We start from the raw sequence: 12,426 nt of genomic DNA, 5'->3' as shown, positions 1-12,426 counted from the left end.
CCGGGCCACACCTCACCGGTGGTCCGGCTTGCCGTCCCCGTACAGCCAGTCGTCCCAGATGGCGTCGAAGTCCTTGTCCGGCGCCATCTTCTCGACGTACGCCGTGAACTCGGCGGTGTCCGCGTTGCCGTGGCGGTGGGCGGCCGCCCAGCCCTGGATGATGTCGTAGAAGGTGTCGTCACCGACCTTCTGCCGGATCTTGTGCAGGACCATGGCGCCGCGTTCGTAGACCGGTCTGTCGGAGATGTGCGCGGCGCTCGACGGCTTCGCGGGCGGGAAGGCCCAGATGGCCTTGGCCTGGTCGGCGTTGTCGAAGTAGTCGCCGTCGTAGACCGCGTCGAAGGTCTGCTGCACGGTGTCGCCGCCGTGGTCCTCGTCCCACAGCCACTCCGCGTACGTCGCGAAGCCCTCGTTGAGCCACATGTCCCGCCAGGTCTTCGGGGTCACGGAGTCGCCGTACCACTGGTGGGCGAGCTCGTGGACGAGGGTCCCGGTGTCGGGGGCGCCGGGGAAGACGGGGCGGGTCTGGGTCTCCAGGGCGTAGCCCGCGTCGTCGGGGCGGTCGACGATCGCGCCGGTGGAGGAGAAGGGGTACGGGCCGAAGTTGTACTCCTCCCACTCCATGATCTCGGGGATCTTCGCCAGCACCTTGCGGCTCGCCTCGGTCTGCTTCGGGTCGACGGCCACGTACACGGGCAGACCGCTCTTGGTGGTGTAGCGGGTGATGTCGTAGTGGCCGATGGCGAGCGTGGCGACGTAGGTCGCCATCGGTTCGGCGGTGTGCCAGGCGAAGGTGGTACGGCCGCCGGTGGTCGTCTCGCGCGTCAGCTCCCCGTTGGAGACGGCCTGCAGGCCCTTCGGCACGGTGACGGCGATGTCGTACGACGCCTTGTCGGAGGGGTGGTCGTTGCCGGGGAACCAGGCCATCGAGCCGGTGGGTTCGCCGAGGGCGAGCGCGCCGTCCGCCGTGCGCAGCCAGCCCTCCTCGGATTCGTCGGGGTCGGTGATCGTCTCCGGGGTGCCCGAGTAGCGCACCGTGGTGCTGAAGGTCTCCCCCTTGTCCAGGTCGTCGTGCGGGCGGACGGTCAGCTCCTGGCCGGCGCGGCTGAAGCGGGCGCGGCTGCCCTCCACGGTGACGTCCTCGACGTCCAGGCCCTTCAGGTCCAGGTCGAAGGCGGAGAGGTCCTCGGTGGCGCGGGCGGTGATCACCGCCTTGCCGGTGAGGCGGTGGGTGCCGGGGTCGTAGGAGAGGGTGAGGCCGTAGTGAGTGACGTCGTAGCCGCCGTTTCCCGCCTTGGGGAAGTACGGGTCGTGCACGCCGGATCCGCCGGGGGTGCCGTGCACTCCGCCGTCGCATGCGGTCAGGGTGAGGGCGAGCAGGGCGGCGAGGGCCGGGGTGCCGACCGGGACAAGGCGTGCGGACCTGGACATGTCAGAGATCCTAGATCCCGTGCCGTTGTGCACAGGGGGACGGGGCGTGATCGGGAGGTGCCGGTGTCCGGATCCGGCCGTGACACCATCACCTACGTGCTCGACATCGGCTACGCCCTCTCCAACCGTTTCCCCGACCCGCCCCAGACCGACTACCGCCGCGCGGACGTCCACGCGCTGCGGCACGACCTGTTCTGCGGGGACGTGTACCTCGCCGACACGAAGGCGGACCGGGAGTTGTCCACAGCCTGGGGATGGGTGCCGGTTCTCGACTTCGCGTGGGCGCTGTGCGACATCGTGGAGCGGATCGACCAGGACCCGGCGGGCTCCCGCGCCTCCCGCCCCCAGCGGGCGGAACTGGACTTCACCGAGTCGACCGACCGCATGCTGTTCGAGCGGCGGTTCGGGTGGGTGGACATCGAGTCCGACTGGATGCCGGCCGAGGAGCCGCCGCTCACCTTCTCCCACGCGGAGCTCCGCCGGGAGGCGCGGGACTTCCTGCACGACCTGATCGCCGACCTGACCGACCTGCACGAGTCTCTGGCCGAGAACCCGGCGATCTGGACGCTGCAGGCCCGCTTTCCCCGGGTGCGGTGAGCGCCTGGCAACCCACGGCTGGAACACAGCCTGAGCACAGCCGTACCTCAGGCTGAGACGGGACCATCGCGGCATGTCCCGCACTGCCGCCCGCGTAAGCGGGGTTCGTGTGCTCATCGTCGATGACGAGCCCGAGCTCACCGACCTGCTGTCGGCAGCGGTCGCCGAGGCAGGCTGGCACCCCTTCGCCGCTGAGGACGGGCGCAGCGCACTGCGCATCGCGCGGGGCTGCGCCCCGCACGTCGTCGTGCTCGACGGGATGCTCCCCGACGTGGACGGGATCGAGGTGCTGCGCCGCCTGCGGAGCGAGAACGACAGGCTGCCCGTACTGATGCTCACCGCCCGGGATGCGCTGGAACACCGGATCGACGGTCTGTCGGCGGGAGCGGACGACTACGTGACCAAGCCGTTCTCGGTGGAGGAGGTCATGCTGCGGCTGCGCGGTCTTCTGCGCCGGGCCGGAGCCGGGGAGCCGGGGGACGACGGGCCGGTGCGGGTGCTGGGGGACCTCGTGGTCGCCGGCAGGACGCGCGAGGTGCGGCGCGGCGGGACGTCGATCCCGCTCACCGCCAAGGAGTTCGACGTGCTCTGGTTCCTGATGAGCCATCCCCACCAGGTACTGAGCAAGGCGCAGATCCTCGACCACGTCTGGAACGCCTCGTTCGACGGCGAGGGGAACCTGGTCGAGGTCTATGTGTACAGCCTGCGCGCGAAGGTGGACAAAGGGCGGACACCGATGATCCACACGGTGCGCGGAGTCGGATATGCGATCAGGGCCGGGGAGGGCTGAGATCACCGGGCGGATCATCGGGCAGCTCACCGGGCACGGCCGCACCGGCTCCCGGGGACGGTCGCTGCGCGCCCGGCTCGACCAGGGGAGGCCGCTCGGGGCGGCCGAGGTGAATCTCGCGACCCTGGTCGCCGAGGCCGTGTGGGATGCCCGGGCCACGGGCACCGACCATGACTGGCAGCTCGCGCTGCGCCTGGGCGTCCCCCCTACGGTCGTCGGTGACCAGGCCCGGCTCCACCAGGTGGTGGAGAACCTGTTGGCCAATGCCCGTGTGCACACGCCTGCGGGCACCAGGATCACCGTCGATGTGGAGGCCACGGAGACACACTGTGTGATCCGGGTCCGGGACAACGGTCCCGGCATACCGTCCGTCCTTCTCCCCTCGGTCTTCGAACGCTTCACGCGTGCCGATGCCTCACGGACCCGTGCCACCGGCGGTTCCGGCCTGGGGCTTGCCATCGCCGTGGCCATCACCGAGGCGCACGGCGGACGCATCGAAGTGGACAGCTGCCCGGGCCGCACGGAGTTCACGGTGTGGCTCCCCGCCGCGACGTGAACGTCCGCCGTCGCGTCCGGGAGTCCCGCGAACTCAGTCCCGCGAACTCTAAGCATCCCCACAGACGTGCAGCTCAGAGCTGCTTCGTGGGCTGACCGCGGCCGTCTTCACGGTCGTGTGCCGCGACCGCTTCAGGCCCGGCTCAGGTTGATCCCCGACTGTGGTGCGCCCGGGCGGTCCAGCGGGGACGCGCCCACGACGAAGGGATACAGCGACGATGACCGAGCTCGACGCGGGGGAGCCGACCGCCGGGGTGCCGACCGCCGGAGAGCCGCAGTCCGACGGCGGCCGTGGCGCCCACGCGAGCCGCCGCAACTTCATGCGGAAGGTCTTCTTCGCCGGCGGCGCCACCGCTGTCGTGACGATGGGCGGCGCCGGTGCCTGGACCGCGCTGGCCGACGACACCACGGCCACGGCCGACGCCACGGCGAGCGCCTCGCCGAGTGCGGCTCCCAGCGGCGGACCGGGCGGAGGCACCGGAGGACCCGGAAACCAGTCGCTGACCGAGGAGTTCTTCGGTCTGACCACGGACGGCAAGCGGATCGACGACCTGTTCACGATCCACGCCACCAAGGTCGCCACCGCCCCGGTGATCTCCGCCGCGAACGCCTTTCTGGCGGGCCTCACCGACACCCAGAAGTCCTCGGCCCAGTTCACCGTGCACTCCACCGAATGGCGGCTGTGGAGCAACATCGACTCCTACGAGCGCCAGGGCGTCTCCCTCGCCGACCTGAGCGACGACCAGAAGGCGCTGGGCACCGCCCTGTTGAAGGCGGCTCTGAGCGCGGACGGCCTGGAGACCACCGAGAAGATCCGGAAGATCAACCAGGCGGCCGGCGAGGCGATCGGCAACACCACCTCCTTCAACGAGGACGCCTACTACTGGACCCTCATGGGCACGCCCTCGGACAGTGAGCCGTGGGGCTTCCAGTTCGACGGCCATCACCTGGTCGTCAACTACTTCGTGCTCGGCGACCAGGTCGTGATGAGCCCCTGCTTCTGGGGCTCGGAGCCGACCTCGATGGAGATCGACGGCGAGACGGTGACCGTCTGCCACGAGGAGGTCGTCGCGAGCCTCGCCTTCATCAACTCCCTCACCGAGGCACAGCGGAAGACCGCCATCGCCTCCTCGACCAAGTCGGACGAGTCGATGAAGGCCGGCGCCTTCTCCGACAACACGGTCCAGGCCTACGAGGGCCTCCGGGGCAAGGAGCTCACCGCGGCGCAGCGGGCGAAACTCCTCGGCATCGCCGAGGCCTTCGCGGGCCGGGCGAAGGCGGATGCCGCGAAGGTGCGGATGGCCGAGGTCCGCAAGCACCTGGACGACACCTACGTCACATGGGCCGGCGGCACCGGCGACGACGACGCCTTCTACGTGCGCGTGCACAGCCCCGTCGTGTGGATCGAAGTCGACTGCCAGTCGCCCGGCCCGCTGGCCGGCGCCTACGGCGCCAGCCGGGGGGACGGTCCGACCCAGAAGCACGTCCACTCCATCATCCGCACGCCCAACGGCAACGACTACGGAAAGGAGCTTCTCAGGCAGCACTATCTGACCTCGCCTCACCACCGGTGAGGCACTGTCTTCCCGTCAGCAAGACAGATCCCGTCATGCCGCAGGGCCGCACCCGCTCGGGTGCGGCCCTGCGCGCGCGAGCGACACCCCTGGCTCACTCCACCCGGATCCCCAGCTCCGCCGCCAGCACCGGTGCCAGGTCGATCAGCTGGCCGGGGCTGATGACCGCTCCGGCCAGCCGCTCCACTCCCCGCGCGATCTCCAGCGAAGCGACCCCGCGCAGGTCGACGTCCGTCAGCGTCGCCCCGTTGAGGTCCACCCCCTTCAGGGCGCAGTCCACGAACTCGACCCGCTCCAGGCGGGCGCCCCCGAAGTCCGGCTCGACGAGGACGCAGCCCTCGAAGACGACGTCCTTGAGCTTCGCCTTGCGGAGGTTGAGGTAGTCGATCTTGCCGCCGCGGATCAGGACCCTCTCCAGGACGGCACCGTGCAGCTGTGTGCCGCCCAGACGGGCGTCGACGAGTTCGACGTCGCGCAGGGTCGATTCGGCAAGGTTGGTGCCGACACCCCGTATCCCGGTGAGGACCGTGTCCAGGACGCGCGCGTGGTGCAGTCGCGTCTCGTCGAAGGCGCAGCCCGTCAGCGCGCAGTCCATGAAGCGGGCGCCCCCGCCGTCCTGACCGGTGAAGTCCGTCTCCCGGAACTCCAGCCCGTCGTAGTCCCCGTCCGGCTCCAGCTCCCCGCCGTACGCCTCCAGCGGGGGCAGGCGCAGCTCCGGCCGCCGCGCGGACCGCACCCCTGCCTCGTCAGTCGTTCTCCTCGCCATGCCCCCATGCTGCACCCCGCCACTGACAATCCGCCTGGCCTGCGACGACACCGGCGAGATCGACGGACCGCGGGCGGACCGCGGGCGGGCTGCCGCCGAGTCAGCGGTCCGAACCGCCCGGCCCGCCCTGCCCGCCCAGTTCGGCCAGCGGCCCGTCGGTCAGCCGGTACACCGTCCACTCGTCCTTCGGGCGGGCGCCCAGGGAATCGTAGAAGCCGATCGCGGGCCGGTTCCAGTCCAGGACCGACCACTCCAGGCGCTCGTAGCCGCGTTCCACGCAGATCCGGGCCAGCTCGGCCAGCAGCGCCCGGCCGTGGCCCCGGCCGCGGGCGGTGGGGCGGACGTAGAGGTCCTCCAGGTAGATGCCGCGTGCCCCGCGCCAGGTGGAGAAGCTCAGGAACCACATCGCGCAGCCGACCGCCTCGCCGGTCGACTCGTCCACGGCCAGGTGCGCGAAGGCGGCGGGGTGCTCACCGAACAGCGCCTCGTGCAGTTGCTCCTCGGTCGCCCTCGCCTCCTGCGGGGCCTTCTCGTACTCGGCGAGTTCGCGGATCAGGGCGCGGATGACGGGGATGTCGGCGGGGGTCGCGGTGCGGATCACGGTCAGTGCCGCCCCGCCACCCGGTCGGCGATCCGCGCCAGCCTCGACGACTCGGCACCCGGGTGGAGCCGCTCCCGGTCGTCGGCGGCGCGATAGGTGGCGTACATGCCCTGGACGCCCAGCCAGCGCAGCGGCTCGGGCTCCCACTTGCGCACCTTGTGGTTCACCCACGGCAGGTCCGTCAGTTCGGTGCCGCCCGCGTGGCCGGAGTCGAGCTGGACCAGGTCGCGCAGGGTGCGGGCGGCGAGGTTGGTCGTGGCCACGCCCGAGCCGACGTAGCCGCCCGCCCAGCCGAGGCCCGTCGAGCGGTCCAGGGTGACGGTCGCGCACCAGTCGCGCGGTACCCCGAGGACGCCGGACCAGGCGTGTTCGACGCGGACGCCGGCCAGGGAGGGGAAGAAGCGGACCAGGATCTCCCGGAGCGCCTCGACGGTCGTGTCCTGGGTGCGGCCGTCGTTGTCCGTCCGCGAGCCGAAGCGGTACGGCACCCCGCGCCCGCCCAGCGCGATACGGCCGTCGGCGGTGCGCTGGGCGTACATGTAGGCGTGCGCCATGTCGCCCAGGGTCTCCCGGCCGTCCCAGCCGACGGTCTGCCACTGCTCGTCGGTGAGCGGCTCGGTGGCGATCATCGAGGAGTTCATGGGCAGCCAGGTGCGCTTCTGGCCCTTCAGGTTCGCCGTGAAGCCCTCGGTGCAGCGCAGGATGTAGGGGGCGCGGACCGTGCCGTACGGGGTCACGGCGTGCCTCGGACGGATCTCCGTCACCGGCGTCGACTCGTGGATGGTGACGCCGAGCGCCTCCACGGCCGCCGCGAGCCCCTTCACCAGCTTCACCGGGTGCAGTCGCGCCCCGTGCGGGGTCCAGGTCGAGCCGACCGCGTCGGCGACCCGGATCCGCTCCCGCGTCTCCCGGGCGCCGTACAGCTCGCGGTCCTTCTCGCCGTACGCCAGCTCGTGCTCGTGGAAGGCCTTCAGCCGCGCCAGCTGTGCGGGCGTGGTCGCCACTTCCAGCACCCCGCCCTTGTGCAGACCGGCGTCGATGCCCTCGGCCTCGGTGACCGTGATGACCTCGTCCACGGTGTCGTTCATCGCCTTCTGCAGGCGTACGGCGGCTTCCTTGCCGTGCAGTTTCGCGTACCGGTCGCGGCCCGCGATGCCGTTGTACAGCCAGCCGCCGTTGCGCCCGGAGGCGCCGTAGCCGCAGAACTTCTGCTCCAGCACGGTGATGCGGAGGAAGGGGGCGGCCTTCTTCAGGTAGTACGCGGTCCACAGTCCCGTGTAGCCGCCGCCAACGATCACGACGTCGACGGAGGCGTCACCGGAGAGCGGCTCCCGGACCTCCGGGAGGCCGTCGTCCGCGTACCAGAAGGAGATGCCGCCGTTGACGACACTGCTTGCCGAGCTGCTCATGGCCGGACGTTAACTCCTGAGGGCGGCCAGTGTCTCCTTCGGATTCCATGCTTTTCCACAGCCCCTGACCAGCGGATAGCACGCCAGGCCGATCAGTATGGAGGCGAAATGTCCGAACTCGGTGAAGGTGCGGTCGGTGATGAGCGGCACGCCGTAGACGGCGAGCGCGACCAGCAGGTACGCGTACCGCCAGGGCACGGCCAACCGGTAGGTGAGCACCCCGACGACCCCCGCAAGCGCGTAACTCACCCCGATGTCGAGGGTGTTGAGCGCCGATTGCGACGCGATCCCGTCCCGGACCGCCTTCAGCAGCGCGCCCTCGCTGAGCAGGGTCGCCAGCACGTGCGCGGCCACGCACACCGCCAGCCAGCGGGCGGTGCCGAGCCAGCGTTCGGCCTGGGCGTGGAAGACCGTGAACAGGGCGGCGTACGGAATCCAGTGCCCGCCGTCGATCCACATCGCGCTGGTGATCAGCACCCGTACGGGGTTCTGCGACAGCTCGTGGATGTTGGTCGACCGCTGCCGCAGGAAGTCCTCCTCGAAGGCCGGCGACATGTGGTGCAGGGCGACGGTCGTGAGGAACAGGACCAGCAGCCACACGTACGTGCCCGGGGCGCTGCGGACGTAGGCCGCCGCCGCCCGGAGCCCACGCCGAAATCCGCTGACCCGGTCCACACGCGTCAGTATCGTCGGGAAGGTGATCGAGGTGCCCGGCGAGCTGGCCGCTTCTCAACGGAAATTCAACGGGGAGGCGGGGCGGGCGTTCGTCGCGGACCTGCCGCGACGGGCGGAGGAATTCCTCCGGCGGTGGGAGCTGCGGGTCGACGGGCCCGCCCTGCACGGGGTGTGCGCGCTGGTCCTTCCGGTGGTCCGGACCGACAGCACCCGGGCCGCGCTGAAGCTCCAGCTGCTGGACGCGGAGAGCGAGGGGGAGCCGCTCGCGCTGCGGGCCTGGGACGGTGACGGGGCCGGCTGCTGGAGCACGACGCGCCCAGTTGCACGCTGCTGCTGGAGCGACTGGACGAGACCCGGGCGCTGACAGGGCTGCCGGACGCGCGCGAGGCCGTGCTCGTCGTCGGCGGGCTGCTGGCCCGGCTGACCGCCGTACCGGCCCCGCCGGGGCTGCGGCGGCTCGGGGACATCGCGGGGGCCGTGCTGGAGCGGGTGCCGTGGGCGCTGGAGCGGGTTCGCGACCCGGCCGACCGGCGGCTCCTGGCGGACTGCGCGGCGGCCGTGCGGGAGGTCGTCGGCGAGCCCGGGGACCGGCTGCTGCACTGGGACCTGCATTACGCCAACGTCCTGGCGGCCGAGCGGGCGGACGCCGTCGCCGCGGCGGACCGCGACGAGTGGACCGCCATCGACCCCAAGCCGCTCGCGGGCGACCCCGGCTTCGACCTGCTGCCGGCCATCGGCAACCGCTACGACCCGGCCGCGACCGGATGGCGCTTCGACGCGCTGACGGGCCTGCTCGGCCTGGACCGGGAGCGGGCGCGGGCGTGGACGCTGGGGCGGGTGCTGCAGAACTGCCTGTGGGAGATCGGCGACGACCGGCCCCTGGCGGCGGTGCAGTTGGAGATCGGGCGCACGCTGCGCGGGTGACACGCCGCCGGATGGCCCATCCGGCCAGCCCGAGCACTAATCGGTCATAGCGTACAGGATATGACGAAATGCCACATCGCCTCCCTGGCCTGCGCCGCCGCGCTCCTCGGCGCGGGGCTCGGTGCCGCTCCGGCCACCGCCGCCCACACGATCCACGTGGTCCATCCGGGGGAATCGATCCAGAAGGCGGTGAACGCCGCTCAGCCGGGAGACACCGTCCTGGTGGCCCCCGGCACCTACCACGAGAGCGTCAAGGTGACCACGTCCCGGCTGACCCTGCGCGGCATGGGCGCGCACACGGTGATCGAGCCGGCCGCCGGAAAAGCCTCCAACACCTGCGCCCAGGGCGGCAACGGCATCTGCGTGGTGGGCAAGAAGAACCGTCGCGTCGAGGGCGTCACCGTCTCCCAGCTGACCGTGACAGGCTTCGCCAAGACCGGGGTGCTCGGCCAGGAGACCGACGGGCTGACCGTGCGCAAGGTGAACGCGCTCAGGAACGGGGTCTGGGGCATCGCCCAGGAGCAGTCGGTCCGCGGTGTGTTCCGGGACAACTACGTGCGCGACAACGGCGACGCGGGGCTGTTCCTCGCCAACACGATCAAGACGGAAGAGGGCGCCCTGGACACCCGGGGAACGGTGGTCCAGCGCAACCGGATGGAGGGCAACCGGATCGGCCTGACCGTCCGGCGCCTGCGGAACCTCTCCGTCACGGACAACTACGTCACCGGCAACTGCGCGGGCGTGTTCGTCGTCGGCGACGAGAACAAGCCGAGGGCCGGGGCGCTGACCGTCGCGGACAACCTGGTCACCACCAACAACAAGTCCTGCCCCAAGACCGAGCGGCTGCCCATGCTCCAGGGCTCCGGCATCGTGCTGACCGGGGTCGAGAACACCCAGGTGAACCGGAACCAGGTCACGGGCAACTCCGGCAAGTCCCCGTTGTCGGGCGGAATCGTCCTGTTCAAGAGCTTCGTGGGCGTCACCAGCGAACGGAACCGGATCAGCGACAACACGCTGCGGGGCAACGCCCCGGCCGACCTGGTCAACCAGGAGAAGGCCAAGAGCAACAACACCTTCCAGGGCAACTCCTGCGCGGTCTCCAAGCCCTCGGGCCTGTGCTGACCGGCCGTACCCACGCCTACATCCAAGGAAAGAAGGCGGCACATGACGACCGCTGAAACCGCCCCACCGCCGTCCATGCGGCTGAGAGAGCTCGTGTTCGGCGCGGCCTGCGCCGCCGCCGTCCGCGCCGCGGCCCGGATCGGGGTCGCCGACGCCCTCGGCCAGGCCCCGATGGCCGTGGAGGACCTCGCGGCCGCGGTGAAGACCGAGCCGAAGCCGCTGCGCCGGCTGCTGCGGGCCCTGTCCTGCTACGGCGTCTTCGCCGAGCGGCCGGACGGCATGTTCGCGCACACCGAGATGTCCCGGCTGCTGCGCGAGGACGATCCGAACAGCCTGCGCTACATCTCGCTGTGGTGCACCGAGCCGTGGACCTGGGACGCCTGGCCCCAGCTGGACGAGGCCGTGCGCACCGGCAGGAACGTCGTCGAGGACCTCTACGGCAAGGAGTTCTTCGATTACCTCAACGAGGACGCCCCGGAGTCGGCCGACGTCTTCAACCGGGCGATGACCACGTCCAGCGAGCAGTCGGCGCGGGACGTCGCCGCCCTGCTCGACCTGTCCGGCAGCACGTCGGTCGCGGACATCGGCGGTGGCCAGGGGCATGTGGTGGCCTGCCTGCTCGACAAGTACCCGTCGATGCACGGCAGTCTGCTCGACCTGCCCCGCGTGGTGGAGAACGCCGTGCCGCGGCTGCGCGAGGGCGGCGACCTCGCCGACCGCACGCGGATCGTGCCCGGCGACGTCCGCGCCGCGGTCCCGGTCAGGGCGGACGTCTACATCATCAAGAACATCCTGGAGTGGGACGACGAGAGCACCGCCAGGACGCTGCGCAACGTCGTCGGGGCGGGCGGCCCCGGAACGCGGGTCGTGGTCATCGAGAACCTCGTCGACGACACCCCCTCGATGCGGTTCAGCACCGCGATGGACCTGCTGCTGCTCCTCAACGTCGGCGGGGCGAAGCACACCACCGAGAGCATGGTGGACCGGCTGACCGCGGCGGGCCTGGTCGTCGACGACATGCGCCCGGTCAACCCCTACCTGCACGCGTTCGACTGCCACGTACCCGGGTGACCGCACCCCCCCAAGACCACCGGTCGCCGGGCCCGCGACGCTGCGGGCCCGGCGACCGGTGGCCGTCCGTGGGGTGTTCAGACGGTGCGGTCCCGCTCCCAGAGGTAGAAGCGGTGCGCCATGGCGTCCTTCGGGGAGCGCCAGGTCTCCGGGTCGTACGCGCTGACGTACGCCGACAGCCGCTCGCTGATGTCCCGGAACTCGGGGTGCTCGGTCACCTTGGCGATAGCGGGTCCGGGCTCGTGCTCGGACTCGACGAGATGCATGTACACGTCGCCGAACTGGAAGAGGCTGCGCCGCACGACACCGACGAGGTGCGGCAGCTCTCCCCGGTCGGACTCCCCGAACACCTTGGCGATGTCGGGGGCCGAGCCCGGGGCCATGCGGGCGACGATGAGGGCCTGGTGCATCGGAGGGTCCTCCGTCCGGTTCAGTCGGCCAGGGCCGGCGCGGGCCGGTGTCCGGCGGCGGCCTTCTCGATCTTGTCCCGGATCAGGGCCATCTGGACCTTGGAGTTCCGGTTGATGTTGTCGGTCATCCAGTCGTCGTCGACCGGCGCGTCCGGCTTCATCTCGAAGTCCTGCGTCCAGATCATCCGCGTGCCCGCGGGCACCTCCTCGTACTCCCAGTGGATGTTCATGTACGCAAAGGGCCCCGTCTCCACGCGGCGGGCCTCGACCGTGAGGGTGTCACGGTCCGGCTCCCGCTCCGAGACCCAGCTCCAGACGGTGCCGTTCTCGTCCGGGTGCATCGTCAGCCGGAACGTCGTCCTGTTCCCCTCCTGGGAGAGGACCTCGCAGGACGCGTACTCGCTGAACAGCTGCGGCCAGTTCTCCAGGTCGTTGGTCATGTCCCAGACGAGGTCCAGCGGTGCGGCGATGGTGATCTCGTTCTGCGTGTGTCCTGCCATG

At 70.8% G+C, this 12,426-nt stretch carries 12 protein-coding genes and 2 pseudogenes; 7 read left to right on the top strand and 7 right to left on the bottom strand.

Features of this window, described 5'->3' with window-relative positions:
- Positions 1–12 precede the first annotated feature (12 nt).
- Positions 13–1,431: a M1 family metallopeptidase gene (locus ACIPSA_RS15485; RefSeq protein WP_402634168.1), complete on the bottom strand. Its 1,419-nt coding sequence runs from the start codon at positions 1,429–1,431 to the stop codon at positions 13–15.
- Positions 1,432–1,527: 96 nt separating this feature from the next.
- On the opposite strand from ACIPSA_RS15485, the gene ACIPSA_RS15480 reads away from it, so the two are divergent.
- The 4 genes and pseudogenes from ACIPSA_RS15480 (at position 1,528) to ACIPSA_RS15465 (ending at position 4,947) form a co-directional block, all read left to right on the top strand.
- The gene (locus tag ACIPSA_RS15480; RefSeq protein WP_402635395.1) at positions 1,528–2,028 is read left to right on the top strand and encodes a hypothetical protein; all 501 of its coding nucleotides are present in this window, start codon (positions 1,528–1,530) and stop codon (positions 2,026–2,028) included.
- Positions 2,029–2,101: 73 nt separating this feature from the next.
- A complete protein-coding gene (locus ACIPSA_RS15475; RefSeq protein ID WP_402634165.1) occupies positions 2,102–2,818 on the top strand; it encodes a response regulator transcription factor in 717 nt (238 codons plus the stop codon).
- Between the two features lie 64 nt (positions 2,819–2,882).
- Positions 2,883–3,374, top strand: a pseudogene (locus ACIPSA_RS15470) (sensor histidine kinase); the annotation flags it as partial.
- Between the two features lie 217 nt (positions 3,375–3,591).
- Entirely contained in the window at positions 3,592–4,947 is a 1,356-nt protein-coding gene (locus ACIPSA_RS15465) for a DUF3500 domain-containing protein (protein WP_402634163.1), read from the top strand.
- Between the two features lie 94 nt (positions 4,948–5,041).
- Here the strand turns inward: ACIPSA_RS15465 and ACIPSA_RS15460 are convergent, their stop codons facing one another.
- The 4 genes from ACIPSA_RS15460 to ACIPSA_RS15445 form a co-directional block, all read right to left on the bottom strand.
- Positions 5,042–5,713 (bottom strand): pentapeptide repeat-containing protein, encoded by a 672-nt coding sequence (locus ACIPSA_RS15460; RefSeq protein WP_402634160.1) that lies wholly within the window; start codon positions 5,711–5,713, stop codon positions 5,042–5,044.
- 100 nt (positions 5,714–5,813) lie between these two features.
- Positions 5,814–6,314 (bottom strand): GNAT family N-acetyltransferase, encoded by a 501-nt coding sequence (locus ACIPSA_RS15455; protein ID WP_402634158.1) that lies wholly within the window; start codon positions 6,312–6,314, stop codon positions 5,814–5,816.
- Positions 6,315–6,316: 2 nt separating this feature from the next.
- The gene (locus tag ACIPSA_RS15450) at positions 6,317–7,723 is read right to left on the bottom strand and encodes an NAD(P)/FAD-dependent oxidoreductase (RefSeq protein WP_402634155.1); all 1,407 of its coding nucleotides are present in this window, start codon (positions 7,721–7,723) and stop codon (positions 6,317–6,319) included.
- A 9-nt stretch (positions 7,724–7,732) separates the two neighbouring features.
- Positions 7,733–8,398, bottom strand: coding sequence for a rhomboid-like protein (locus ACIPSA_RS15445; RefSeq protein WP_402634152.1), 666 nt, complete (start codon positions 8,396–8,398; stop codon positions 7,733–7,735).
- A gap of 10 nt (positions 8,399–8,408) precedes the next feature.
- Here ACIPSA_RS15445 and ACIPSA_RS15440 point away from each other — a divergent pair.
- From ACIPSA_RS15440 to ACIPSA_RS15430, 3 genes and pseudogenes are all read left to right on the top strand, one after another.
- Positions 8,409–9,322: pseudogene (locus ACIPSA_RS15440) on the top strand (aminoglycoside phosphotransferase family protein).
- 60 nt (positions 9,323–9,382) lie between these two features.
- On the top strand, positions 9,383–10,444 hold the full coding sequence (locus ACIPSA_RS15435) for a nitrous oxide reductase family maturation protein NosD (protein WP_402634149.1): 1,062 nt from the start codon (positions 9,383–9,385) through the stop codon (positions 10,442–10,444).
- Between the two features lie 42 nt (positions 10,445–10,486).
- Positions 10,487–11,515, top strand: coding sequence for a methyltransferase (locus ACIPSA_RS15430; RefSeq protein WP_402634147.1), 1,029 nt, complete (start codon positions 10,487–10,489; stop codon positions 11,513–11,515).
- Between the two features lie 77 nt (positions 11,516–11,592).
- On the opposite strand, the gene ACIPSA_RS15425 is transcribed toward ACIPSA_RS15430, so the two are convergent.
- Positions 11,593–11,925: a TcmI family type II polyketide cyclase gene (locus ACIPSA_RS15425; RefSeq protein WP_402634144.1), complete on the bottom strand. Its 333-nt coding sequence runs from the start codon at positions 11,923–11,925 to the stop codon at positions 11,593–11,595.
- A gap of 20 nt (positions 11,926–11,945) precedes the next feature.
- Positions 11,946–12,425 (bottom strand): SRPBCC family protein, encoded by a 480-nt coding sequence (locus ACIPSA_RS15420; protein ID WP_402634141.1) that lies wholly within the window; start codon positions 12,423–12,425, stop codon positions 11,946–11,948.
- Position 12,426 lies beyond the last annotated feature (1 nt).

Origin of the sequence: Streptomyces sp. NPDC086549 (assembly GCF_044746205.1) — a bacterium.
GTDB lineage: Bacteria > Actinomycetota > Actinomycetes > Streptomycetales > Streptomycetaceae > Streptomyces.
Note: the sequence above shows the minus strand (reverse complement) of the source record. Positions and strands in the feature narration are given on the sequence as shown.

Excerpts from the sequence above, each read along its gene's own strand:
- ACIPSA_RS15450 (WP_402634155.1), bottom strand. The coding sequence starts at position 7,723 with ATGAGCAGCTCGGCAAGCAGTGTCGTCAACGGCGGCATCTCCTTCTGG.
- ACIPSA_RS15465 (WP_402634163.1), top strand. The coding sequence starts at position 3,592 with ATGACCGAGCTCGACGCGGGGGAGCCGACCGCCGGGGTGCCGACCGCC.
- ACIPSA_RS15435 (WP_402634149.1), top strand. The coding sequence starts at position 9,383 with ATGACGAAATGCCACATCGCCTCCCTGGCCTGCGCCGCCGCGCTCCTC.
- ACIPSA_RS15475 (WP_402634165.1), top strand. The coding sequence starts at position 2,102 with ATGTCCCGCACTGCCGCCCGCGTAAGCGGGGTTCGTGTGCTCATCGTC.
- ACIPSA_RS15430 (WP_402634147.1), top strand. The coding sequence starts at position 10,487 with ATGACGACCGCTGAAACCGCCCCACCGCCGTCCATGCGGCTGAGAGAG.
- ACIPSA_RS15485 (WP_402634168.1), bottom strand. The coding sequence starts at position 1,431 with ATGTCCAGGTCCGCACGCCTTGTCCCGGTCGGCACCCCGGCCCTCGCC.
- ACIPSA_RS15460 (WP_402634160.1), bottom strand. The coding sequence starts at position 5,713 with ATGGCGAGGAGAACGACTGACGAGGCAGGGGTGCGGTCCGCGCGGCGG.
- ACIPSA_RS15420 (WP_402634141.1), bottom strand. The coding sequence starts at position 12,425 with ATGGCAGGACACACGCAGAACGAGATCACCATCGCCGCACCGCTGGAC.
- ACIPSA_RS15425 (WP_402634144.1), bottom strand. The coding sequence starts at position 11,925 with ATGCACCAGGCCCTCATCGTCGCCCGCATGGCCCCGGGCTCGGCCCCC.